This is a genomic window from Arthrobacter sp. HMSC06H05 (assembly GCF_001807395.1).
GTDB classification, from domain to species: Bacteria; Actinomycetota; Actinomycetes; order Actinomycetales; family Micrococcaceae; genus Pseudoglutamicibacter; species Pseudoglutamicibacter albus.
Genome location: NZ_KV788991.1, coordinates 1 through 25276 on the forward strand (window position 1 = coordinate 1; position 25276 = coordinate 25276).

Annotated in this window: 20 protein-coding genes; 4 read left to right on the forward strand and 16 right to left on the reverse strand. The window is 62.3% G+C overall.

Annotation, left to right across the window (positions count from 1 at the left end):
- Positions 1-14 precede the first annotated feature (14 nt).
- From HMPREF3160_RS07790 to HMPREF3160_RS07810, 5 genes are all read right to left on the reverse strand, one after another.
- A complete protein-coding gene (locus tag HMPREF3160_RS07790; RefSeq protein ID WP_083285559.1) occupies positions 15-1415 on the reverse strand; it encodes an MFS transporter in 1401 nt (466 codons plus the stop codon).
- A 54-nt stretch (positions 1416-1469) separates the two neighbouring features.
- Positions 1470-2981 carry an acyl-CoA synthetase gene (locus HMPREF3160_RS07795; RefSeq protein ID WP_070507890.1) on the reverse strand — a complete coding sequence of 504 codons (1512 nt, stop codon included), beginning with the start codon at positions 2979-2981 and terminating at the stop codon, positions 1470-1472.
- A gap of 380 nt (positions 2982-3361) precedes the next feature.
- Positions 3362-4525 carry a 3,4-dihydroxyphenylacetate 2,3-dioxygenase gene (gene hpaD, locus HMPREF3160_RS07800; RefSeq protein WP_035756131.1) on the reverse strand — a complete coding sequence of 388 codons (1164 nt, stop codon included), beginning with the start codon at positions 4523-4525 and terminating at the stop codon, positions 3362-3364.
- A 69-nt stretch (positions 4526-4594) separates the two neighbouring features.
- Positions 4595-6103, reverse strand: coding sequence for a 5-carboxymethyl-2-hydroxymuconate semialdehyde dehydrogenase (gene hpaE, locus HMPREF3160_RS07805; RefSeq protein ID WP_070507892.1), 1509 nt, complete (start codon positions 6101-6103; stop codon positions 4595-4597).
- 196 nt (positions 6104-6299) lie between these two features.
- Entirely contained in the window at positions 6300-6992 is a 693-nt protein-coding gene (locus HMPREF3160_RS07810; RefSeq protein ID WP_070490184.1) for a GntR family transcriptional regulator, read from the reverse strand.
- A gap of 101 nt (positions 6993-7093) precedes the next feature.
- Here HMPREF3160_RS07810 and HMPREF3160_RS07815 point away from each other — a divergent pair, with 101 nt between their 5' ends.
- From HMPREF3160_RS07815 to HMPREF3160_RS07830, 4 genes are all read left to right on the forward strand, one after another.
- The gene (locus HMPREF3160_RS07815; protein WP_256174187.1) at positions 7094-8614 is read left to right on the forward strand and encodes a fumarylacetoacetate hydrolase family protein; all 1521 of its coding nucleotides are present in this window, start codon (positions 7094-7096) and stop codon (positions 8612-8614) included.
- 9 nt (positions 8615-8623) lie between these two features.
- Positions 8624-9409 (forward strand): 2-keto-4-pentenoate hydratase, encoded by a 786-nt coding sequence (locus HMPREF3160_RS07820; RefSeq protein ID WP_070507895.1) that lies wholly within the window; start codon positions 8624-8626, stop codon positions 9407-9409.
- Positions 9394-10278 carry an HpcH/HpaI aldolase family protein gene (locus HMPREF3160_RS07825; protein WP_070507898.1) on the forward strand — a complete coding sequence of 295 codons (885 nt, stop codon included), beginning with the start codon at positions 9394-9396 and terminating at the stop codon, positions 10276-10278. The genes HMPREF3160_RS07820 and HMPREF3160_RS07825 overlap by 16 nt, the downstream gene beginning before the upstream one ends.
- A 161-nt stretch (positions 10279-10439) precedes the next feature.
- Complete coding sequence (locus HMPREF3160_RS07830; protein WP_070507901.1) at positions 10440-11144, forward strand: Abi family protein; 705 nt, start codon at positions 10440-10442, stop codon at positions 11142-11144.
- A gap of 101 nt (positions 11145-11245) precedes the next feature.
- On the opposite strand, the gene HMPREF3160_RS07835 is transcribed toward HMPREF3160_RS07830, so the two are convergent.
- The 11 genes from HMPREF3160_RS07835 to HMPREF3160_RS07885 all read right to left on the reverse strand — a co-directional run bounded on the left by HMPREF3160_RS07835 (position 11246) and on the right by HMPREF3160_RS07885 (position 25207).
- Positions 11246-12511, reverse strand: a complete 1266-nt coding sequence (locus HMPREF3160_RS07835) for an alpha-hydroxy acid oxidase (RefSeq protein WP_035756144.1) — start codon at positions 12509-12511, stop codon at positions 11246-11248.
- Positions 12512-12652: 141 nt separating this feature from the next.
- A complete protein-coding gene (locus HMPREF3160_RS07840) occupies positions 12653-14080 on the reverse strand; it encodes an MFS transporter (RefSeq protein ID WP_256174188.1) in 1428 nt (475 codons plus the stop codon).
- Between the two features lie 158 nt (positions 14081-14238).
- Positions 14239-14934 (reverse strand): FadR/GntR family transcriptional regulator, encoded by a 696-nt coding sequence (locus tag HMPREF3160_RS07845; protein ID WP_256174190.1) that lies wholly within the window; start codon positions 14932-14934, stop codon positions 14239-14241.
- On the reverse strand, positions 14931-17432 hold the full coding sequence (locus HMPREF3160_RS07850; RefSeq protein WP_070507904.1) for a heavy metal translocating P-type ATPase: 2502 nt from the start codon (positions 17430-17432) through the stop codon (positions 14931-14933). Before HMPREF3160_RS07850 ends, HMPREF3160_RS07845 begins: the two co-directional genes overlap by 4 nt.
- The gene (locus tag HMPREF3160_RS07855) at positions 17429-17653 is read right to left on the reverse strand and encodes a copper ion binding protein (RefSeq protein ID WP_035756150.1); all 225 of its coding nucleotides are present in this window, start codon (positions 17651-17653) and stop codon (positions 17429-17431) included. Before HMPREF3160_RS07855 ends, HMPREF3160_RS07850 begins: the two co-directional genes overlap by 4 nt.
- Positions 17654-17687: 34 nt before the next feature.
- Positions 17688-18014 (reverse strand): metal-sensitive transcriptional regulator, encoded by a 327-nt coding sequence (locus HMPREF3160_RS07860; RefSeq protein ID WP_070491602.1) that lies wholly within the window; start codon positions 18012-18014, stop codon positions 17688-17690.
- Positions 18015-18199: 185 nt separating this feature from the next.
- The gene (locus HMPREF3160_RS07865) at positions 18200-19504 is read right to left on the reverse strand and encodes a carboxylate--amine ligase (RefSeq protein WP_256174193.1); all 1305 of its coding nucleotides are present in this window, start codon (positions 19502-19504) and stop codon (positions 18200-18202) included.
- Between the two features lie 55 nt (positions 19505-19559).
- On the reverse strand, positions 19560-20735 hold the full coding sequence (locus tag HMPREF3160_RS07870) for a lipid II:glycine glycyltransferase FemX (protein ID WP_083285561.1): 1176 nt from the start codon (positions 20733-20735) through the stop codon (positions 19560-19562).
- Positions 20736-20808: 73 nt separating this feature from the next.
- Entirely contained in the window at positions 20809-21444 is a 636-nt protein-coding gene (locus tag HMPREF3160_RS07875) for a GNAT family N-acetyltransferase (RefSeq protein WP_070507907.1), read from the reverse strand.
- Positions 21445-21564: 120 nt separating this feature from the next.
- Positions 21565-24330, reverse strand: coding sequence for an MMPL family transporter (locus tag HMPREF3160_RS07880; RefSeq protein ID WP_070507910.1), 2766 nt, complete (start codon positions 24328-24330; stop codon positions 21565-21567).
- Complete coding sequence (locus HMPREF3160_RS07885; RefSeq protein WP_070507913.1) at positions 24320-25207, reverse strand: TetR/AcrR family transcriptional regulator; 888 nt, start codon at positions 25205-25207, stop codon at positions 24320-24322. Before HMPREF3160_RS07885 ends, HMPREF3160_RS07880 begins: the two co-directional genes overlap by 11 nt.
- Positions 25208-25276 lie beyond the last annotated feature (69 nt).

Sequence of the window (25276 nt, forward strand, 5' to 3'; positions counted from 1 at the left end):
CTTATCCGGTGCAGTTAGTGTTCGTGGATCAGCAGGTCATGATCCTTCGACTCCCGGGTCAAGAGGATCGCGATAGCGGAGACGGCTGCGATCGACCCGATGAAGATGATGACCGGCAGTGTGCTCACTCCACCACCGGGCCCGGCGTAGAGGGACGCGACGATCGTCGGGGTGAACCCGGCACCCAGCAGGGTGGCCAGCTGGTAGCCCAGCGAGGCGCCGGTGTAGCGGGACTCGGTGCCGAACTGTTCCGCGATGAACGCCGCCAACGGCCCGTAGATCATGCCGTGCAGGGCGAGAGCGATGGTGAACGCTGCGAGGATGACGAGCCAGCTGTCCGAGCGAAGCATCGGAAACATCGGGAACAGGAAGGCGACGAAGAGCACGAGCCCTGCGATCATCACCGGGCGGCGGCCCAATGCGTCAGAGAGCCGGCCGAACCCGACGACCATGAAGATAGAGATTACCGAGGCCCACGCAAAGGCGTAGAGGACATCCGACCGGGCCGTTCCTCCGGCCGCGGAGTAGCCGACCGCGAACGTCGGGAGCAGCACCTGGAGGGCGAAGCCAGCGGCGCCGGCGAACATCGTCAACAGAAGCGCCTTCGGACGGCGAAGTACGGAGATCAGCGGAACCTTCGGCTTAGCCCTATCTTCGGCATCGGCCTTGATCATGGCGGCCTGGAAGACCGGGGACTCGGAGACCTTGGAACGGATGATCAGGCCAACGATCAGCAGTAGGAAGGAGAAAAGGAACGGTATGCGCCAGCCCCAGGAGAGGAACTGCTCCTCGGGTAGCAGGGCGGAGACGGCGCCCATCATGAACGTGCCCAACGCGGCGCCGGAGGGAGCGCCGGCATTCGTGAAGGACGCGGCGAATCCTCGCTTCTTCGTATCGGAGTGTTCGAGCGCCATCAGGGCGGCGCCGCCCCACTCACCACCGACCGCGATGCCCTGGAAGATACGCATGATCACCAGGAGCACGACGCCCCAGATGCCGATCATCTCCGCGGAGGGGATCAAGCCGATCGCGGTGGATGCCAGGCCCATGAGGAGCATGGAGAGCACCAGCATCTTCTTGCGACCGAGCCGGTCGCCGAAGTGGCCGAAGACCGCCCCGCCCAGCGGGCGAGCGACATAGCCGGCCGCGAAGGTGCCGAAGGCGGCGATGGATCCGGCCAGTGGGTCCGAGGCCGGGAAGAACACGTGTGGGAACACGACGGCGGCCGCGGTGGCGTACAGCAGGAAGTCGTAGAACTCGATGGTCGAGCCCAGATAGCTGGAGAGGATGACCTTGCGGGATTCGCGGCGGCGTTCCTCGGGGGAGATGTTCAGCAAGGCATCTACGGTGTCTTGCTTCTCTCCGGTGGATGTAGCCGTGCCGGTGGGACGGCTCTTAGGAGTGATACTGGTCATGGTGACCTCTGTTTCTCTCGTTCGGGGTGGAATGGGAAAAGGGTTCAGGGGTGCTTAGGCGCTCTCACGCAGCACGGTCTTGCGGATCTTGCCGGTCGTGGTGCGCGGAAGCTCGTCCACGAGTCGCACCTGAGCCGGCACCTTGTATTTGGCCAGCAGTTCAGCCAGGTCTTTGCGGATCGCCTCGGCGTCCAATGACGCACCGTCCGCGGGCACCACGAAGGCCACGCCTGACTCGCCCCAGCGTTCGTCGGGGACGCCGACGACGGCCGCCTCGGCCACGTCGTCCAGGGAGAGCAGGGCGTTCTCCACCTCCGCGGGATACACGTTCTCCCCACCGGAGATGTACATGTCCTTGATGCGGTCCTTGATGGTGAAGTAGCCCTCGGCGTCCCTAACGGCGATGTCGCCGGTGTGGTACCAGCCGCCCTCCAGTGCGGCCGCGGTGGCCTCCTCGCGGTTCCAGTAGCCCTTCATGACCTGCGGGCCACGGGCCAAGACCTCGCCGGCGATGCCGTCCTCCACGTCCTCGCCGGTGACGGGGTCCACCACGCGGACCTCGGCGAAGAAGTGTGGGCGGCCGGCAGTCCCAGCATGGGATAGCGCGTCGGCGGCCTCCAGGAGGCAGACGCCGGGGGCAGTCTCCGTCATCCCGAAGCCCTGCACGATCTTCACGCCGCGGTCCTGCCAGAGACGGATGGAGCGTTCCGGCAGCGGGGACCCGCCCACCATGACCGAGCGCAGCGAGCTCAGGTCGGCCTCGGCGAAGCCCGGGTCCTGGGAGAGGAAGTCCAGCATGGCGGGAACCATGAAGGTCCCCGTGACCTTAGAGTGCGAGATCGCGTCCAGCACGTCCTTCGGCCGGAAGGCACGCTGGATGACGATCCGCCCGCCCATCATGAACGTGGGGATCGTGGTCATGTTCAGCCCGGCGATGTGGAACAGCGGGGCCACGGACAGCATGACCTCGTCCTGGCGGAGGTCGGTCCCGGTGAAAGCGTTCAGGTACTGGAAGGTGAGGTTGCGGTGGGTGAGCATCGCACCTTTAGGGCGGCCCGTTGTGCCGGAGGTGTACATGATGAGGGCGACGTCGTCGTCATCCACTTCCGCGTCCACGGGGTCTGCGGAGCCGGAGGCCAGCACCGCCTCGTAGCGCTCGCCGGGGCCGTCCTCACCCTCCACGGCGATCAGACGCAGCCCGGTGACCTTGGATGCCAGGCGCTCTGCCGTGGGCACCTGGTCGCCGCCGTAGACAACGACGGACGCGCCGGAGTCCTCCACGATGAATTGCACTTCCGCCGGCGACAGCCGCGGGTTCACGAGGACCGCGGTGCCGCCGAACAGGGTGGTGGCGAAGAACGTCTCCAGCAGAGCGGGATGGTTGAACCCGACATAGGCGATCCGGTCCCCGCGGCTGGCTCCGCCGGCCAGGAGGGCGTGGGCGAGCCGCTCGACGCGCTCGGCGACCTCGCCGTAGGTGCAGGTGGTGCCCTCGAACTCGAGGGCGACGGCTTCAGGACGGACCGTGGCACGGCGGCGGGGGTAGGTGCCTACTCCGATGTTCATGAGGCTACTCCAAAGGAAGTTCGGGATGGGGATGCTCGGGACGGGGATGTTCAGATGAGGCGCTCCCGGAGGAGCCCTCAGGACGGCCGGAATGTGGCCGACGTCACAAAACTATGGAAAGGCATTTAGTTGAGATTGTCAATGGTTGATTTTGTCAGGAGTTTGGCGTGGGGCTCGGAGTTGGAGCCCCTTCGGGTAGAGCTTCGAGCACCTCTCCGGGGATTATGAGCGAGCGGTCCTGTGGACGATTCACGGCATAAAACAACAAAAAATCGCCCCCGCATGCCTGCCTAGATGCAGGCGTCGCGGGGGCGATTCAGTGGTTTCTAGCCGGTGTTGAGCCGGTTAGAAACCGGTGTTTTACCGGCTATAAGCCGAGTTTAGAGCTGGTTGCCGAGCTTGTATTCGCCCTGCTTCCATTCCGGCATTTCTCCGTCTTCGTCGCTGCGGGTGTAGGAGAATCCGTCAGCGCCGATGGTCACGTTCATTTCGGACTCGTCGGAGCGTGCAACCACTTCCTGTGGGTTGCCGTCGAGGTCGAGCACGAGCGAGGCGTCGGTGTACCAGGACGGTACAACTGGGGTGCCCCACCAGTCGCGGCGCTGGTTATCGTGCACATCCCAGGTCACGACCGGGTTGTCTGGGTCGCCGGTGTAGTAGTCCTGGGTGTAGATCTCGACGCGGTGGCCGTCTGGGTCACGCAGGTACAGGTAGAACGCGTTGGAGACGCCGTGGCGGCCCGGGCCGCGCTCAATCGCATCCGACATACGCAGCGCACCGAGCTTGTCACAGATCGCGAGGATGTTGTGCTTCTCGTGGGTCGAGAACGCGACGTGGTGCATGCGTGGGCCGTCGCCACCGGTCATCGCGGTGTCGTGCACGGTTGGCTTGCGGCGCATCCACGCTGCGTAGACGGTGCCCTTGTCGTCCTGAATGTCCTCGGTGACGCGGAAGCCGAGGTCCTGCATGTACTTCGCGGCGCGTGGAACATCCGGGGTGACCTGGTTGAAGTGGTCCAGACGCACCAAGGCGCCTGGGGTGTAGAGGTCGTAGCGCCATGCGAGGCGCTCAACGTGTTCGACGTCGTAGAAGAACTCGTACGGGAAGCCGAGCGGGTCCTCAACGCGGACCGAATCGCCAATGCCCTTGACGAAGCCGTCCTTCTTACGCTCAACACGGCAGCCGAGCTCCTTGTAGAAAGCCTCTGCCTTGTCGAGGTCTTCTGGGGAGCGCACACGGTAAGAGAACGCAGCGACAGCCGCTACATCGCCCTTGCGCAGCACCAGGTTGTGGTGGATGAACTCTTCCATCGACCGCAGGTAGATGGTGTTCTCGTCTTCTGCCGTGACAACGAGGCCCAGGACGTCCACATAGAATTCGCGGGACTTGGCAAGGTCAGTGACCACAATCTCCATGTAGGCGCAACGCAGCACATCCGGTGCCTCCGCCTGTGGGGTTGGGATCGGGTTCTCAGTCTTGACTGGACCCTCTTGGCCTACATAAAAGCCGGATGAGGTTTTCTGGCGGTTCTCCAGGTTGCTCATGTTTGTTCTCCTGAGGTTGAGGTGGCGCCTCGCAGCTACGTTCCGTGAGGTCACCAGCCGGAGTAGGGGTTAGTTTTCCTGCTTACCGAAAACCGGGTTGTGCACCTTGCCGAGGTTGATATGGACGGCCTGCTGATCGGTGTAGAAGTCGATGGAACGGTAGCCGCCTTCGTGGCCGAGGCCCGAGGCCTTGACGCCACCGAATGGGGTGCGCAGGTCACGAACGTTGTTCGAGTTCAGCCACACCATGCCGGCCTCAACGTTCTGGGCGAAGTTGTGGGCACGCTTCAGGTCGTTGGTCCAGATGTATGCGGCGAGGCCGTACTTGGTGTTGTTCGCGAGTTCGAGCGCTTCCTCTTCGGTGTCGAACGGAGTGATCGCAACAACTGGGCCGAAGATCTCTTCCTGGAAGATGCGGGCTTCAGGGGAGACGTCAGCGAAAACGGTCGGCTGAACAAAGTTGCCCTCAGGGAACTCGTCAGGGCGGCCGCCACCAGCTACAAGGCGGGCCTCTTCCTTACCGATTTCGACGTAGGACATGACCTTCTCGAAGTGCTCAGGGTGCACAATCGCGCCGACCTCGGTGGTCTCATCCGACGGCAGGCCAACCTTGACGCGCTTAGCCTGCGCAGCGTAACGCTCCACGAACTCGTCATAGATGCTGCGCTGAACCAGGATGCGGGAACCTGCGGTGCAGCGCTCGCCGTTGAGGGAGAACACGCCGAAGATGGTCGCGTCGATCGCGGTCTCGAGGTCCGCGTCCTCGAACACGACGGCCGGGGACTTGCCGCCGAGCTCCATCGAAAGGCCCTTGAGGAACGGTGCGGCGTTGCCGAAGATGATCTGGCCGGTCTTGGACTCACCGGTGAAGGAGATCAGCGGAACGTCTGGGTGCTTGACGAGCGAATCACCCGCGAAGCCCTCTTCGCCGTAGCCGTGGACCATGTTGAACACGCCAGCTGGCAGGCCGGCCTCTTCGAAGATGCCTGGCCACAGCGATGCGGACAGCGGCGTGAACTCTGCCGGCTTCAGCACCACGGTGTTACCGGTTGCGATCGCTGGCGCGAGCTTCCAGGATTCGAGCATGAACGGGGTGTTCCACGGCGTAATCAGGCCTGCAACACCGATCGGCTTGCGGTTGACGTAGTTGATCTGACGGCCTGGAACCTTGAACGTGTCATCATGCTGAGCCACGATCAGGTCAGCGAAGAAACGGAAGTTCTCAGCTGCACGGTGCGCCTGGCCGCGCGCCTGGGAGATCGGCAGGCCGGTGTCGAAGCACTCCATCGCTGCGAGCTCGTCCGCGCGGGTCTCCACAACATCGGCGATCTTGTGCAGAATGCGGGAACGCTGACGCGGGAGCATGGTTGGCCACGGGCCGTTTTCGAAAGCGTCCTTCGCGGCGGCAACCGCAGCATCGATGTCTGCGACCTTGCCGGAAGACGCCTTAATGTAGGCCTCGTTGGTGACTGGGTTGAGGACGTCGAAGGTGTCGCCGTCGATCGAGTCAACCCACTTGCCGCCGATGTAGTGGCGGATCTGATCTGGAAGGTTCTCCGGGACTGCTTGCTGTGCCATATGTATGAAGCTCCTCAATCCGGTAGTGGTCCGGTGCGGCCTGTTGGCTGCGCGACGTGGCGCTGGCTTTGATGCCGGTGCGGCCGCGCGGGCCGGTTTGTTGGTGGGGTGATGCCCCACATATTTGCAATCGTATACGATCCGTGGAGGCGTGAAAAGGGTTTAAATGACGACGCGGGCTGACTCCGCGCGGAGCTTAAAGCGAGGAGGGTGGCTGGCCCATGGCGTGAAGGTACGCGTTGAGCGTGTGCATGCGGTGGGCGCGGGCTAGCGCCTCGATCTGGTGGGCTGGCTTCTTGGCGGCGATCGCCTCGATCAACTCGGCATGCTCTTTCACGGAATCCTGGGCGCGGGCCGGGATCGCATCGAAACTGGAAACCCTGATCGCGTCCATGCGCGTCCAACCGCGATGCACCAAATCCAGTAGGTGAGTGTTGGGGCAATCCGAATACAGCAGCGCATGCAATTCAGCGTTCAAGCGCGTGAACTCTGCCGGATCAAAATCGGCCAGCAACGCACGTATCTGTTCGTTCAAGTCCCGGGCGGCCTGCACATCGGCGGCTGAAATATGCTCCGCGGCCAGCGCGGTGGCGGAGCCCTCTAGGATCGCGAGGGTCTGCATCGTGTTCAGATACAGCTCCGCATCCACCTCCGCGACAGTGGCCCCTTTATTCTGGGTGAACACCACGAGGCCTTCGGCTTCAAGCCGGCGGATCGCCTCACGCACCGGCACCACGGAGCACTTCAACTCATCAGCGATGGTCTGCAGAACCAGGCGATAGCCCGGTTCATACGTGCGGTCCAGGATGCGTTCACGCACGGCATCGTAGGCGGCCTGTGACTTCGATGTGGCCCGGGCCTGGCGCGGATGCTGCTGTGCGGAGGTCATATACGGATCGTATACGAGAGCACTCAAAACGTATACGATGATGAATACGACCGGCGCATTCATCAGGGGCGCATCTACCAAGAATGTCAGTAGGAGTGTCAGTGTTCAGCACAACTAACCAGCCCATCGAAGTAACCCAGGACGTTCTGGACAATATCGGCAAGGTCATCGCCGTTCACCTGGCATATTCGTCCCGCGCCGAACAGCGCGGCCGTACCCCTAAGTACCCTTCCTACTTCATGAAGGCGACCTCCTCGCTCGCCTTGACTGGGGAGACCGTGGAACGCCCAGCGGATACCGAACTGCTGCAGTTCGAAGGCGAGATCGCGCTCGTAATCGGCAAGGAAGCCCGCCGCATCACCCCTAACGAAGGCTGGGCGCACGTCGGCTGGATCACCGCTTCCAATGACATCGGTATTCAGGACATCAAGTACGCCGACAAAGGCTCCAACGTCCGTTCCAAGTCCGGCGACGGCTACACGCCACTCGGCCCGGTCATGATCCCTGCCGAGAACCTTGACCCGATGCACCTGCGCGTGATCACCAAGCTCAACGGTGAAACCGTCCAGGACGCCACCACGCAGGAGCTGCTGTTCTCGTTCGGTCAGATCGTGGCTGACTTGTCCCAGCAGATGACGCTCAAGCCAGGCGATGTGATCCTCACCGGAACCCCAGCGGGTTCCTCCGTTTTCAAGCCGGAAGACGTCGTGACCGTTGAAGTTCAGGCCGGCGAGCAGTCCACTGGCGAACTGCGCACCACCGCGGTCCAGGGCACCGAAGGCTTCAAGGACTTCGGCAACCCAACCAAGGTCACTGACGCTGACCGCATCGACGCATGGGGCGACGCTCAAGCCGCAGGCCTCGCAGACGCTGACGCTACAACCGACGCCGATGCTGCAACCGGCGCTGACCCGCTCACCGATGAGGTCCGCGCCAAGCTCATGGCATCCGCGACCGCAACCCTCTCCTCCTCGGTCAAGGCGGCAGGTATCGAGGCGTGCACCATCGCGGGCCTCACCGCCACCCACGGAACCCAGAAGATCGTAGGCCGCGCACGCACCCTGCGCATGATCCCGCTACGCCAAGACCTGTTCAAGCAGCACGGTGGCGGCTACAACACCCAGAAGCAGATGTTCGACGACCTCAAGGAAGGCGAGATCCTCGTCATCGAGGGCCGCGGCGAACAAGGTGCCGCAACCCTGGGTGACATCCTCGCAACTCGCGCCAAGCTTCTCGGCGCGGTAGGCATCGTGACTGACGGCGCGGTCCGCGACCTCTCCGAGGTTGTGGAGGCCGACATCCCGACCTTCCACAACGGCGCGCACCCATCTGTGCTGGGCCGCAAGCACGTCCCATGGACCATGGACGAAACCGTCGCATGCGGGGGTGCCGCGGTGCAGCCGGGCGACATTATCGTCGCTGACTCCAACGGCATCGTCGTGATCCCACCAGCAGTCGTGGAGCAGGTAGCCGATCACGCGTTCAAGACCGAGGTTCAGGACGAATGGGTCATGGCACGCGTCAAGGAAGGCAACCCGATCGAAGGCCTCTTCCCTCCAACCGGTGAATGGAAGGTCAAGTTCGAGGAATACCTCGCAAACCGCGAAAACGAGCTGAACTAAGGAGCGAACATGCTGGATCAAAGCACCCGCGTGAAAATCGCCGACGAACTCGTCACCGCCGGCGAAACCAAAGTTCCCGTTCCGCTGCTCACCAAGCGCTACCCAGACATGGAAATCGCTGATTCCTACGCGATCCAGCGCATCTGGCGTGAACGCGGCGAAGAAAAAGGCCGCGTCGTGGCAGGCCACAAGATCGGCCTGACCTCCAAGGCGATGCAGTACGCGACCGGCATCTCCGAACCGGACTACGGCGTGATCTTCAAAGACATGGTGCTGGAATCCGGGTCCACGCTTGAATGGGACATTTACACCAAGCCGCGCGTTGAGATGGAACTCGCGTTCAAACTCAAAGACGATGTGAGCGGCCCAGACGCTGACATCTTCGATGTCCTGCGTGCAACTGAATACGTGGTCCCAGCCCTGGAGATCCTGGATGCCCGCGTCGAGATGGAAGGCCGCACCATCGTCGACACCATCGCAGACAACGCTGCGATGGGCGTCATGGTGGTCGGTGGCCGTCCGGTCCGTCCGGACGAGCATGACATGCGGTGGCTCGGCGGCCTGCTGTATAAGAACCAGGAGATCGAGGAAACCGGCCTCGGCGGCGGCGTGCTTGGCCACCCCGCCAACGGCGTGCATTGGCTCGCGAACCGTCTCCACGAGCACGACGAAGTCCTGCGTGCAGGCCAGATCATCCTCGCAGGTTCCTTCACCCGCCCGATGTGGGTAGACAAGGGCGACACCGTGATGGCCGACTACGGGCCGCTAGGGGTTGTGACATGCCAGTTCGTCTAAACCACACCGAACGCAGCTTCAAGCACCTCTTCACCCAGCCGAGCATGGCCGATCAGCCGCGCGGCCGGGCAGATGGGGTTGCTGGCCCGGTCGTGGGCATGTTCGTCGCGTCCGGGGACCCGACGGCCGCCGAAATCTGTGCGGGTGCCGGCTTCGACTATTTGTTGCTGGATGCCGAACACGGCCCGTTCTACTTGGAAGGGCTCATCGGTCAGCTGCGCGCGATTGCCGCGTACCCGAGCTTGTCCGTGGTCCGCGTCCCGCGCAATGACGCCGCGATCATCAAGCAGGTCCTGGATGCCGGCGCGACCAGCATCATGGTCCCGATGGTCCATACGGTTGAAGATGCGCGTGCGGCCGCCGCTGCGATGAAGTATCCGCAGCCAGGCGGGGCTAAAGCCTCGGGGTCTGCGGTTGAAGGTGTGCGTGGGGTTGGTTCCGCGCTCGCGCGTTCGGCGCGTTGGGGGCGCGTTCCTCAGTACTTGACGCGGGCGCACGAGATCGTGAGCCTCATCGTCCAAGCCGAATCCGCGGAAGCGGTGCGTAACGCGGATAAGATCGCTGCGGTTGACGGCGTTGATGCGGTGTTCCTCGGGCCATCCGATCTCGCGGCATCCATGGGATACCTCGGCCAGCAAACCCACCCGGAGGTGGTTGGGGCCGTCAAGGAGGTTATCTCCAAGGTGCGGGATGCCGGCAAGATTGTGGGCGTCAACGCGTTCGCCCCGAACCAGGCGCGCGACTACCTCGAAGCCGGCGCGCATTTCGTCAACGTCGGCGCGGACGTCAGCATCCTCGCCCGCGGCACCGAAAACCTCGCGAACGAATTCATGCCCAACAAAGGCGACGACAACCTCGAATCCTACTGAGGTGCCTCGTTAGTGCAGTCGGGGCGGGACACCAACCGGTGTCCTGCCCCCGCTGTCTTCCCCGGGAAGGTGGGTCCGGGAAAGCAATAACCCCGGTGATATACGTCTAAAACGCAGGGATCGCTCCGGGGCTTTCAGTTTTAAGTGTAACACTGGTGTGTATGTCGCCCAAGAACAACCCGCACAGCGATCTTGAAGCCTGGTTTTCATTCGAACGGATGAAAACTTACAGCTTTCATCCGGATCCGGAAGCCCTATACCTGTGGAATACTCGCGTGACCAAGGCGTTCCTGGAAGATATTCAGCATGTCGAGGTGCTCTTGCGTAACCATGTCGATACTGCTGTTTCCTCAAGATATGGCGAGCGGTGGTATGTCCACTCTGCTATTCCTTTTGATTGGCATGCCGAGAACTCTGTTAGGAAGGCGAGTAAACGCGCAGGTAGGAAGGCGGACGGAAGGTCGGGGAGCGGCCGACAACCGGAGCCGCTACCGGGGCGGGTGATTGCTGAGCTGAACTTCGATTTCTGGGCGTACCTTTTTACCAATAGGTACGCGGCGACCATTTGGCCGCTGGTTCATAAGACTCTTGTAGCCACACCGGCTTCCACTACGCGAAAGGGCGGAAACGGCACCTACGTGCCGTCCTTGACTGATTTCAAGTGTGAGGTTGACGTGGTCTATAAACTACGTAACCGTTGCGCCCATCACGAACCGATTATCAGGCGGAACAGGCAGCAGGAAGATGCTTGTCTTGATAGTGCGCAGGAAGCCATTAGGCTTTTGACCATGTGGCTCAATCCGGACGCGGCACATTGGATTGCATCACACTCAAGGCTCCCGCATCTACGGAGTGTTAGGCCTTAAACGAACTGCTCCCCATGGTTGGTGACTGAGTTCTCAGTCCAACTCATGGGGAGCAGTTTCTAGATCAAGCTACGTCTGTGCTCGCGGCTAAGCGCTGAGCATCAGAGCGTGCGTTCGGCGGCTTCTACCGCATCGTTCTGGATGGGTGTCAGGCGCTGGAGCTGGGTCACGTGGCGTGGCTCGAGTTCCTCGACCGTGGATACACCGAGCAGGGCCATGGTGCGTTCGATCTCGGTGCGCAGAATCTCGATGGTGCGGTCAACGCCTTCGCGGCCGCCAGCCATCAGGCCGTAGAGGTATGCGCGGCCGATCAGCGTGAACTTAGCGCCCAAAGCCATCGAAGCGACGATGTCCGCGCCAGTACGGATACCGGTGTCGATCATGACGGTAGCGTCCTTACCGACCTCACGCACAACCTTCGGCAGCAACTGGAACGGAACAGGTGCGCGGTCCAGCTGGCGGCCACCGTGGTTCGAGAGCACCAGGCCGTCCACGCCGTGATCCAGCAGGCGGTGGGAATCCTCGACGGTCTGAACACCCTTGACAACGATCTTGCCAGGCCACATTTCACGGATGACCTTGAGGTCCTCGTAGGAAATGGTTGGGTCCATCGCCGAGTTCAGCAACTCACCCACGGTGCCCCCGGTGGAAGACAGCGAAGCGAACTCGAGCTTAGGGGTTGTCAGGAAGTCGATCCACCACCATGGGCGAGGGATCGCGTTCAGCACGGTACCCAGGCTGATCTGCGGCGGGATCGAGAAGCCGTTGCGGGAGTCGCGCAAACGGTGGCCAGCAATAGGGGTGTCGACCGTGAACATCAGGGTGTCGAACCCGGCCTTAGCGGCGCGCTCAACCAAGCCGTACGAGATTTCACGGTCCCGCATCACATAGAGCTGGAACCAGTTACGGCCGTGAGGGTTCGCCTTCTTGACATCCTCAATCGAAGCCGTACCCAGCGTCGAAAGCGTGAACGGAATACCAGCGGCACCAGCGGCGGCCGCACCAGCGTGCTCACCCTGGGTCTGCATGAGACGGGTGAAGCCGGTTGGCGCAATGCCGAACGGAAGCGCGGAGCTACCGCCCAGAATCTGTACCGAGGTGTTGACGTGCTCGGCTGGCTTGAGGATGTCCGGGTGGAACTCGACGTCACGGAACGCCTGCACGGAGCGGTGCATGCTGATCTCTTCCTCAGCGGCACCGTCGGTGTAGTCGAACGCGGCGGCCGGGGTGCGGCGCTTAGCGATCTTACGCAGATCGCTCACGGTCAGCGCGTTGCTCAGACGACGCTTCTTCGGGTTGAGCTCGGGCTTCTTGAACTTCAGCAGATCAAAAATCTCGTTGGGGTGAGGGAATTGACGGCGAATCATCTGTATTCCTTTCTCTAAATTAGTTGCCAGGGGCAAGTCTGTAAGTGCGCCAACAGGCGGCCGGCGCGCAGCGGCAAGACAGCACTGCGCAAGTCATCGCTGTGTAGGTCTTCACTGCGTAGGCCACCGCTGCGTCAGTCATTACTGCGCCGGGGCCTGTTCGTGTGCGAGGTTCTCTTCTTCAATGTAGGCCACGCGGCTGATGAAGAAGCTAGCGATCACGGAGATCAAGCAGCAGAAGATGACGTAGCAGGCGATCGGCCACCATTGGCCGTCGGAGATTTCGAACAGCCAGACAGCGATGAGCGGCGCGGTACCACCGAAGATCGCGGCACCCAGCTGGTAGCCCAGCGATGCGCCGGTGTAGCGGACTTGTGGAGCGAAGTTTTCAGCAATCAGGGTGCCCAAGATTGCGTTGACGGAGCCCCAGAGGATACCAAAACCGAGGATCGTGGATACGAACAGCGCCCAGGTTTCGCCGGTGTTGAGGATCCAATAGTACGGGAACACGAGCACGATGGTACTCAGCGCACATGTACGGTAGAGGGCTCCGCGGTTCATGCGGTCGGAAATCGCGCCGAAGACTGGCATCCAGATGGTTGCGACGAAAGCGGCTGCCGCGACTGCGAGCAGGACCGTGTTGTTGCGGGCGCCGAGGACATCGGTCGCGTAGGCGACGATGTAGGTTCCGAAGATATAGAACGGTCCAGTTTCCGCGGCTTTCGCGGCGATCGAAACCAGGACTGCACCCCAGTGCTTGGTCACAACTTCCTTGATCGGCAGCTTGAGCTGCTTGCCCTGTTCGCGCATGCGGCGGAATTCAGGCGTGTCATCGAGGCCGTTACGGATCCACAGGCCAATCAACACGAGCACGATCGAGGCCACGAACGGGATGCGCCAGCCCCACAGCATGAATTGCTCTTCTGGCATGAGGGTCAGCAACGCAACTACGGCGGAGGCGAGCAACATACCGAGCGAGATACCCATCTGCGGTACCGCACCGTAGAGGCCGCGGCGGTTACGTGGCGCGTATTCGTAGGCGAGCAGTAGCGCCCCACCCCATTCGCCGCCGATGCCGAGGCCCTGCAGAATACGGAACAGGCACAGCAGAAGCGGAGCCCACATCCCGATCATCGAATAATCCGGGAGCAAACCGATCGCTACCGTTCCGCCGCCCATGAGGCACAGGGTGATGAACAGGGTTTTCTTGCGGCCGATGCGGTCGCCGATGTGGGAGAAGATCACGCCACCGAGCGGGCGGAAGAAGAACGTGAGTGAGAATGACACGTAGGCCAGGAAGGTGGCCATGAACGGGTTGTCGCTGGGGAAGTAGATCTTGTTGAAAACAAGAGCCGCGACCGTTCCGTAGATGAGGAAGTCAAACCATTCGATGACGGAGCCGCTGAGGCTTCCGAATAGCACCCGGTAGTTCAGGGGCTGCTTTTCTTGCGTTCCGTTGTGTGGCCTGCGGGCTTTGGAGCCTGATGCGGCGTTGTTGCCAGCTTGTGGGTTCGTGGCAGAGTGTGCCGGGTTCGCCGCGGCGGAGTTCGGATGCGATGAAGGCTTCAAAGCTACTCCTGGGGATAGGTGCCAATGTCAAGGATAGATGTGGTCAGACCATGTGGTCTAACCACAGACACTATGGCCTCGGTCACATTTGCGCAAGAGGTAATTTTTCTTAAGGCGCCCGCAGTGGCGCCGGTGAGGCCGCGCTACGCTACCTGCCGTCAGCCAGCGGTTTCGGCGTAGTAGCCGCTGATGTGTTCCTTGAGTAGGTCCGCGGCCGCGTCTGCCCGGCCGTGGCGCGCAGCCTCCAGGATTGCACGATGCTCGCTCCGCAGCCGCGCTGATGTCGCCTCCCAGTCGGGCAGGGCCTTGGCGCGTTCAACCGTGTGCCCTTCGATCGCGGTGCGCATCGCATCCATGAGTGTTGAGGCGAGCGGATTATTCGCGGCCTTGGATAGCGCTACGTGGAACTGCGCGTCCAGGTTCAGGAAGTCAATGACGGACAGACCCGGCTGATCCATCATGTCCAGAAGCGTTTCCGCTTTCATCCAATCGGAATGTTCAGGGTCGGCATGCTCGGGTTCGGCGTTGCGTACCGCCCAGTCTTCAAGCAAGAGCCGCATCTCAAACACGTGGTGATGCTCAACCTGGCTGGTCGCCAACTGGAGGTTCAGCGCCAGCGAAAGCGCCTGCTCGGGTGCCGCGGTAATCACCGTCCCAGACTGAGGCCCAGACCCCGTGGAACTCCGGATAGAACCCAGCGCCTCCAAGACGCGTAACGCTTCGCGGATGGTACCGCGGGACACCTTGAGCGTTTCAGCGAGTGACCGTTCGCTCGGCAGGTGATCGCCAATGTTGAGGCGGCCTGCCGAAAGTTCGTCGGTCACCCACTGCATCACCAACTCATGAGCCTTCACGGTTGGTATCCTCTCACATCGGCATGCGGGCCAGGACTGTGTTTCCCGAAGCGGCGCAGACGCAACGCATTGAACACCACGATGACGGAGCTGGCCGCCATCGCAATGCCGGCGATCATCGGGTTCAGAAGCCCCAACATGGCCACCGGGAGCGCGGCGACGTTATAGAAAAACGCCCAAAAAATGTTCTGCCGAATGATGCGCAAGGTCTGCCGGGACAGCTCGATCGCATCCGCGGCCTGCCCCAGCGAAGACCCCATGAGGGTGACCCCGGCGGCCTCACGGGCAACATCTGTTCCGGCGCCCATCGCAAGGCCAAGGTCCGCGGTCATCAAGGCAGGGGCATCGTTGACGCCGTCGCCAACCATCGCGATCTTCGTGCCATCCGCCTGCAAATCCCGGACCGCGTCGACCTTACCTTCGGGACGCACCCCGGCCATGACGTGTGCCTCCGGGATGCCGACCTCGCGCGCGACCGCGGCCGCGACCTCACGGTTGTCACCCGTGACCATCCACGGGGTCACGCCCATCCCAGTGAGCCGGGCGACAGCCTCCGCGGAATCCGGCTTGACCTGATCCGCGACGCTGAGCAACGCGACCGCGCGGCCGCCTGTGCTAGTGCCGCTTGTGCTGGTGTCAGCTGCATCGGTGCCGCCGGTTCCGGAGCCCCCGATGCCAAGCGCGACGACCGTCATGCCCTCGCGTTCAAGCCGTGCAAGCTCAGCGCGGGCGCCATCGGTCACGTCCATGCCCTGCTCAGCGAGCAGGTCCAGCGTTCCCACCGTGACCGTGTGGCGCATGCCGTTCTGATCACTCACGACCCCGGTGACGCCACTTCCGGCGTGCGAGGCGAAGTCCTCGACCGTGAGCTGACGGCCATTAGCAACGCCGGCTTCGCCCGTCGCGCCGGTGGCGGCATCGACAATCGCGCGGGCGATAGGGTGCTCCGAATTTTGCTCGAGTGCGGCGGCATAAGCCAGCGCAGTGTTGGCGCTGATGTCCACTGTTGCGGCAGGGGAGGCTGTAGCGGAGGTGGCAGCGCTAGCGCCGGGCAACAGGGTCGTGGAGGTGAGTGTCATACGGCCTTCGGTGATGGTGCCGGTTTTATCGAGCACCACCGCATCGAGGTTGCGTGCTTCTTCAAGCACGGCAGGCCCGGAGATGAGGATTCCGCGGCTCGCCCCGTTACCGATGCCGGCGACGAGTGCAACCGGGGTCGCCAAACCGAGCGCGCACGGGCACGCGACAACCAGGACCGTTACGGCCGCGATGAAACCGCCCGAAGGGTTGCCGGCAATCAGCCACCACCCCACAAACGTGAGCACCGCTAGTGCTAAAACGATCGGAACGAAAACACCGGAAATCCGGTCCACGAGCCGCACAAGCGGAGTCTTCTCCGACTGCGCCTGCGCAATCAACCTGCCCATCGCAGCCAACGTCGAATCCTCACCGGCCGCGCTCACCCGTACGAGCAAGCGACCGGACGTGTTGATGGTTGCGCCCGTGACCTCTGAGCCGGGGGAGACCGGCACGGGCACGGATTCGCCCGTGATCATCGAGGCATCCACATCGGAGTCACCCTCGAGCACAACGCCGTCGGCAGCGATCTTCTCACCAGGCCGCACCAAAATAACGGTGCCCACGGTGAGCTCATCCGCCGGGACCTCACGGTGGCCTCCATCGGCGTCAACGACCGTCGCTTGGCTCGCTCCCAGCTCAAGCAACGCGCGCGTTGCATCCGCTGCGCCGTGCCGAGCACGCGACTCAAGCCAACGCCCCAGCAACAAGAACGTGACGATGACCGCTGCGGACTCGAAATACAGGTGGTGCCCGTGCATCGCGTGCAGGTCACCGAGCCGCGCATCGGCCGTGAGCGCCGGATCGCGCAACAACTGAACCCACGAATACACAGTCGCGGCAATTACACCGATCGAGACGAGCGTGTCCATCGTGGACGTCCCGTGGCGCGCGTTGATCGCCGCAGCCTTATGGAACGGCCACGCAGCCCAGGTGGCAACCGGCAGCGAAAACAAGCCGGCAACCCAGCCCCAATTCCGGAACTGAAGCCCCGGAACCATCGAAATCAGCAACACCGGCGCGGTCAGGATCGCGGCGATCAGGAACCGCTTGAACAACGGAATCCGGTAGCCCGCCGAAGAGCCGAACTCACCCGTCGGATCAGCCTGGCCTGCTTCGGAAAGCGCTGGGTCGGCGTGTGCTTGCTCGGCCGCCGGTTGCGGCGCCGTGCTGGTTTGAGCCTCTACCCGGGTCTTCTTGGGGGAGTGGATGCGCGCATCGTAGCCTGCTTTCCGGATCACCTCGATGAGCGTGCCATCCTCGACGTCTGCCGGCGCGGTGACGCGCGCGGTCTCAAGCGGGAGGTTCACGGCCGCGGTGACGCCGGGGAGTTTCTCGAGTTTCCGCTCGATCCGGTTGACGCAGGACGCGCACGTCATCCCCTCGATATCGAGGGTGAGTACACGCTGCGTTTCACTCATGCGCGGCTCAACTCCGTGGTTTCGTAGCCTGCCTCTTCGATCGCGCCGCGGATCTGCTCATCGGTCACGGTCGCCTCAGCGTCGAATGTCACCACGGATGTGCCGCCGGTGTTGAGTTCGACGCTGATGTTGGCCACACCGTCGAGTTCGCCGAGTTCTTCCTTGACGGATGAGACGCAGTGGTGGCAGGTCATGCCAGTGACGTTCAGGGTGACAGCCATAGGGGTTCTCCTTCGGTTGGAGGGAAGTGTTCAGTTAGCGCAGCAGACGGCCGACGGCGGCGGTGACTTCATCGACTTTGTTCTGCACGATGGTGGAGTCGCCGGTCGTGATGGATTCTTGCGCGGCGTCCACCACGCAATGGTTGATGTGGTCCTTGATGAGCTCAAGCGAAACCTTATGCAGGGCCGAGTTCACGGACGCGAGCTGGGTCAGGACGTCGAGGCAATACGTGTTGTCCTCGACCATGCGGGAGATGCCGCGGACTTGCCCTTCGATGCGCCGCAGCCGGTTCAACAGGGCCGTCTTGTCTTGCGTATAGCCGTGACCGGCGTGCGGATCGTGATGCGTTGAATCAACCATGCCATCTACTATACCAATACCCCCTAGGGGTATGTGAAGAGTGCTCTTGCTGCTCCGCAAGATGCGGGGGCAGCCGGTGCGGGGGCGGCAGATTCGGGCGGGGCTGCGGCTGCGGGCCGCTACAGCGGGCGCTGGCCCCGCGCTACCGGCAGCAACGCGGAATGAAACGGTCTCCGCCGCGCTGTTTACGCGGGCGGGAAGTCGCGGAACTTTTTGACGTAGTTGACCATCGCCATCGCGATATAGAGCCACCGGCGGGGATGGCGTTCGGCCTTATGGAACAAGGGATTCGTGACCTTGCGGGCTTTGATGAGCTCCTTGGCTTGTGCGCCGGAGGTGCCTTTTGCGTACTTTTTCAGAAGCCACAGCGGCAACACCGTGTAGAGGTGCTCGCGCGTCAGCACGCGCGTGCCACCCTCGACGCGGGAGTCCGCATCGGACACAACCGGGGTGCCATCAGACAACCCGAACTCGTTAGCATCCAGCCATTCCTGAACATACACGCGTGAGGCCGCGAGGCCTGCGGCCTGCATGTAGTAGTGGTTCCGGCCCAAACGCGGGTTCATCTCGAAGAGCTTGACCACGCCATCGCGCGGATCCAGCTTGGCGTCCACCATGGCCCAGCCCGTCCAACCGTAATGCTCAACCAGGGCCTTGACGGAAGGCACAATATCCGGGTTGTCGGTGGTGACAATGCCCGCTGAGTTCCCCTCGACAATCGGGGAATGCTCCTCAACCACAACGTTCGCGTTCGCGACATACAGAGTCCCGGAGCCATCCTTCGCCCCGTACATTGAGCACAGCCGCATGTTCTCATCCCCGCCAGGGATCATCTCCTGCAGGATGAACGGCTGCGTGTACCCGCCTTTGGCCATCCGACCCACCATCGTGACTACGGCATCGCGGTCTGTGAAACGGAAAACCTTCTGCTTACCTTCAAAGCTCGCATCAACCCACGCCGCGGAATCGGCCGGCTTACCGATCAGCGGGAACTCAGGTAACTCTTCCGGTACGGCGGCCTCCGCACCCTCGCTTGCCACCTTGCGCGGATCAATCACCACGGTGCGCGGATGCGGGATCCCCAACTTCTCACACACCGCATAGAACTCCGACTTACTCGCCGCCTGGGCAATGGTCTGCTCGTCAGGGTAGGGGAGGGTATAGAACTCCTCAAGCGCCTCACGGTTACGCACCAACTGCCCGATGTGCAGGTCCAGTGACCCCAGCAGCAACAGCGGCCTGCGGTTGGGGCCTGCCAGTTCGCGGCCCTGATCCAGCAGGAACTGGATCACGCGGGCCTCGTCCTTCATGGTTCCAGCCGGACGCAGGTCCACGATTGCGGAGTGGTTGATCGAACCGTTCGGATCTCCCGTGACGATCACGGACGTGACCCCATAGTTCTCGTGGAACGCGCGGGCCATCGCGTACGTACCCATGTCGCCGCCATACAAAACGGGAACAAAAGGCTGTTCAGGGCTCACGGTCGTCACAGGGTGTCTCCTTGAAGGTCGCTGACAGGGGGGCGCGGGCGCGTATGCTTGAGCGTTATTTGGAACGCAGCTGCATGTACTTATTGAACGCCCACGTCATAGGTTTGCTGATCGCGATCTCCCACTCGCCAACCATCCGGAAAACATCCGCGCCAACGCCGGTCTTGAACCGCGTCAAACCGCCGGCGTGGTCGCCACCCATCTGCAAGGTCGCAGTCAGCCCGCCCTGATCCAACACAACGCAGCCACGCTCGATCGCGGCCTCAATCATCACGGCCTGAAGCAAGCGCGGGGCGCCCGCGTACGCTCGGTCAAGAACCGAACCCCCGTACAGATACCAAGACTGGTTGCCGTGCATCACCAACATCGCGGCGGCAAGGTCGTGGTTCTCATCCTCCGGGGCGGACGCGATATAGATGCGGCACGAACCCTTCTCCGACGCATTGAGTTCGTTATAGAGGGTCTTGTAATACGATGCCGGGCGCGCCGTGAAATCCTGCCGCTTAGCGGTCTCCTCAATCAGTGCGGTGAAACGCTCGAAACCATTGTCCGGGTTCTCATGCACTATGAAACCTGCGCGCATCGCCTTGCGTGTATCGCGGCGATTATTGCCCGAAAACGAAGCCAATACGCCATCTAAGTCCAGCTGGTTCCCGCCCTCATTCACGAGCGGAACAAGCGCGAGGTATGCAGGCTGGCCGGCCTCAAAATCCATGCCGCCACCCAGAGGGCGCGCGCCGCGGGAGGTCAAAGCCTCGATCAGTTGCGTACCCACCTCATAGGTTTCGGTCGGTTCAAGCTCATCGAGGCTCTGCATGGTCCCGGCACCCAGGACCTTACGGACACCAGCGGCACCCCACCGCTTAGCTTTGACGTTCGGGCCGAAACGCAACGCGAACGCGCCACGGCGCTTCACATCCTCAACCAACGCATCGACCACCGCGTCCGCTGGGTATTCAGACCAGTCAATCACCGGCCCCATTGGCACATACGCTAGGCACCGCTTCACAACCGGCGCCCACCGCAACAAAACCAGAGCCGCACCAACGAGCTTTTCGCCCGCGTAAATGCCGAGCGAAACCGAATCCCAATCCGACTTCACCGCACCCCAAGCAGGGGTCTGCATAAAGCTCGCATCAGGGTGCTGGGAGAGGAACTCGCGGTGCTCATCGGCACTGATTTCACGCGCTTTAATCAAGGGATTATTCAGTGGGGAAGTCGGTTCAGCCATGTGCCCGAGTATATCCGCCGCCCGCCCGAGCGCCGGCGCCGGTGTTAGCTACAGCACCCCACGCACCCAATAGCTACAGGGCTTCGCGCACCATAGGCACGTGGGGGATCCCGACTTCGAGGAATTCCTCGCCATCCACCTCGAAACCGAACTGCGTGTACCAGTCAGCCAGGTGGGATTGCGCATTGAGCACGATGCGGCGCTTACCGCACCGGGCTACCGCGGTCTTCATGAGCGTATGCCCGATGCCTTGCCCGCGGCGTTTGCTGTGCACCGCGACCCGGCCGATGCGCTTGGTCTGCTGGTTGGTTTGCGGCGCGGAACCCGTCCCGTTGGCGCCGGCGTTGCCGCCGGGGTTGAAGATGTTGATGCTCTGCGCATCCTTGGTCTGTGCATTCCCGGCCTGCGCATTCCCGGCCTGTGCATTCCCTAGCAACGGCAGGCCGAGGCCGGTGCCTTTGGGTTGCTCGTTCATGATCCGCAGGGTCGCGAACACAACCCCGGCGCCGTCCTCAACCCACAAGTGTTCCGTGGTGTCCTCGAGGTCGTTGAGGTCCTGGTCCGCGTAGTTGCATCCCTGCTCGACGATGAAAACGTTCTGCCGCAACGTGGAAATACCGGCCCAAGTGGGCGCATCCATCGAACGCAGGTTCCCAACGAACGCGAGCAGCCCGTCTGGAAGGTTGAGGGCACGAAGGTGAGTGGACACGGAACCTCCAGAAGGACAATCAAGTTCTATACATCGATGCGGGGTCTGCAAACGATGCGGGGTGGGGTTTCGTGTGAAACCCCACCCCTACGTTAGCGGCTACCGCGCACAGCGGCGCGCTTATGCGCGGGCGGCATTCTTATCGGCGGTATCGGTGTCCTTAGACTCCGTTGCGGTGCGTTCGGCCGCCGCGATCTCTTCGCTGAGGGATTCACCTTCAACGTCCACGTTCGGCAGGGCCTTATCGAGCCAGCCCGGGATGAACCACGCATGCTTGCCCAGTAGCGTCATGATCGCCGGTGTGATGGTCAACCGGACCACGAACGCGTCGAAGAGCACACCGAACGCGAGCGCGAAACCGATAGGCCTGATCATCGAGAGCTCGGAGAAGATGAAGCCTACGAACACCGAGATCATGATGAGTGCGGCAGCGACCACGACCGGTGCGGCGGCGGTCATGCCCTTACGGACCGCGGCACGCGGCGAGGCGCCGTGCACGAACGCTTCGCGCATCGCGGTCACGAGGAACATCTGGTAGTCCATCGCCAAGCCGAACAAGATACCGGTCAACAGGATCGGTAGGAAAGACATGATCGGACCTGGAACGTGCACCCCGAACAGTTCGCCGAGCCAGCCGAACTGATACACCGCAACCGTGGCACCGAACGCGGCCGCGAGCGACAGCAGGAAGCCCAGCGTTGCAATCAGCGGAACGACGATCGAACGGAACACGAGCAGCAGCAAGACCAGCGACAAGCCCACCACGATCACCAGATACGGCGGCAAAGCTTCCGCCATCTTCTCTGACACGTCGATCATCGCGGTCACCTGCCCGGTCAACGCGAGCTTCGCACCCGTTTCGTCTTCGAACTGGTGCTCAGCGGCACGGATCGTCTCAACCAGATCCACGGTCTTGTCATCTGCCGGGCCGGTGGCTGGGATGATCTGCAGTAGGCCGTACCGGTTGTCGTCGGTCTGTTCAACAGGAGAGGCCGCGATCACGCCCTCGATCTCGCGGACCTTCGTGGCCGTCTCGTAGAGCGCCTTCTGCGCTTCAGCCTCCGAGGCACCCTCAGGCAATGTCACAAACCCCAAGATGGGGCCGTTGAAGCCGGCACCGAAATCCTCTGCGGTCTTCTCGTAGGCGACCTGCGCATCCGAACCGTACGGCTCTGACGCGCCATCCGGCAGCGCGGTGGTGAGCTTGAGCGAGGGGATCGCGATAACCCCGAGCAACAGCACCCCGGCCAGGGCAGCGAGCCACGGCTTGCCGGTCGTGAAGCGGGTCCAGCCGTTGTGGCCGCCCCGATCCGCATCGCCGTCAGCGTCAGTGTCAGCACCTGCCCCATCATCAGCCTCGGCGCCAGCATCAGCCTCAGCGCCAGTGCCTGCCTCACCGCCAGCGAGGTGGGCGCGCTGCTTCGCTTGTTTCGCATCGAACGCTTTTTGCGCACGCTTGGACACCAGGCGCTGACCGATCAGCGAAAGCAACGCAGGGGTCAGCGTGACCGCGATCAGCACGGCCAACGCGACGGTCGCGGCGGCAGACAGGCCAAGCACCGAGAGGAACGGCAGGCCCGGAACGAGCAGCGCAACCAGCGCGATCACGACCGTCAAACCAGCGAACACCACCGCGCTTCCGGAGGTCCCGACGGCCAAGCCGATGGACTCTTTAACGTCAACGCCTTGCATGAGCTGGCGGCGGTGGCGGTGCACGATGAACAGCGTGTAGTCGATACCCACGGCCAGGCCCAGCATGAGAGCGAGCGCGGGGGTGATCGAGGCCATGTCCACTACCGAGGAGAACGCGAGCGTACCCGCGACACCCGCGCCCACACCCAAAACTGCCTGCACCAGCGGCAGGCCGGCGCCCACGAAAGTTCCCATCATGATGAACAGGACCAGCCCGGCAACAACCAGGCCGATCGCCTCACCGATACCGAAGACGCTGTTGAGATCGGAGGAGATCTCGGTGGAGGGATAGACCTCGACCCCGAGGTTTTCCACACTGTGCAGCTCGCTGAGCAGATGCTCACGCTTCTGGGCTTCCATGGCTTCGGCTTGGCCTTCGAACTGCATGTGGGCCACAGCGCTCGCCCCGTTGTCAGAGACGAACTTCATGCCTTCGGCGGATTCCGCTTGCCGCTGGCCTTGAGCCAGCTCGGCGCGGCCTTCCTCGAGCTTCTTCTTGCCTTCGTCGATTTCCTTCTGCTTGGTTTCGAGCTCGGCCCGGCCCTCATCGAGCTCCGCCTGCTTGGCCTTCAAACCGGCCTGCTGCTGTTCAAGCGCTTGGATGGTGCCCTTCGCCTGCATGTACTGCTGGGTCTGGGTCATGCCGGCGGCTTCAAGCTGCTTCGCGCCGTCTTGGGCTTGCTTCAGCCCAGCTTCGAGCTGCTTTTTGCCGTCATCGAGTTGCTTCTGGCCGTCGCTGATTTTCTTCTTTGCGCCGTCGAGTTGCTTCTGACCGTCGGCGAGCTTCTTCTCATTCGCCGCGAGCTCTTTCTTGCCTTCTTCGATCTTGTTGCCGGCGTTGGCGATCTCGGCTTGGTTCTTGAACGGGTCAGCCGCTACAAGCGCAGTCTTGTCCTCTTCAAGGCCGGCAAGCATCGAGGAGATTTCCTGCTTCTGCTCGTCCGTGAACTCATTCCCGTTAGCGGTCGTGAAAACCACGGAGCCGGTGCCGCCGCTGAACTCGGGGAAGATCTTTTCGACTTCATCCAGGGTGTCCTGGGTTTCGGTTCCCGGGATCGCGAAATCGTTGGTGAGCTTGCCCATGAACAGGGCCGCAGAGCCAACCAGAAGGCCGATGATCACCGCCCAGGACACGATGAATGCCCAGGGCCGCCGTGCCGCCAGCTTGGCGAGTTGATAGAGCTTATGTGCCATATTTCCGTGAGTCCTCGAAGAAGTTGGAACTGTAGATCTCTTCGCGTTCGTCGCTGGTGAGCCAGCTCGCCCACGCGCTGTGTTGTAGATACTGACCGTTGCCGTGGTTGCCCTGCTTGCGGCTACTGTCCTCGCCGTCGTCCTGGCCGCCGCTTGTGTCGGCGGTGCCTCCAGCATCCGATGCGGGCAGCATCCCCAGCGGTGAGATGAGTGATACCGCCCGGACTGCATTGAGTCGCAAAGCCTCAACGTCTGCCTTGGTGGGGCGGCCGGTCAGTGCTGCGGCCCAGTGTTCAAAGGCCACCTGGACTGCGGTGACCGCGGCTCTGACCTGAACCTCGATCACGAGCCGCGCATTCGGTGAAAGTCCCTGAAACGGCTCGATGAGCTGGGTGATGCTGTTCTCCCATGTGCGTAAAGATTCGGTGCGTAACGCGGAAGAAGCGCGGGCGAGCAAGAGCGTGCGCGTCGCGGGGGCTAATAGTTCAAGCCGTATCGAATCGGTGAGCGCCTGCGTGTAATCGAGTGGCCCTCCAGTGCCTGAGGTTTCTTCTGATGCGCCGCCGTTTCCCTGCGGGACCTTGAGGCGGATGAGGGCGTCTTGGATGATCACGGTCAACGGATAGTGAACGGCCTCGGCAAGTGAGCTGAAGTAATTGAAGAACGTCCGGCGGGAAACCCCGGCCCGATCAGCGACCGCATCGACGGTGACCGCGTCCCACCCGAGTTCTTCCCCGAGGTCGAGGCACGCGTTCACGATCCCCTCGGTTGTTGCCATCCGGTTGAGTTCACGCCGGCCCAGCGCCTCAACGGCTTGCGCTAGGTTCGCAGGCGCTACAACGCAACCCGCGGTATTGGGTGATTCAGGGGTGGCCATGGGCTCATTTTATCAATACGTGCACTCTGTGCAAATATGCCGGCGTACCTTACATATATTGATCGCGTA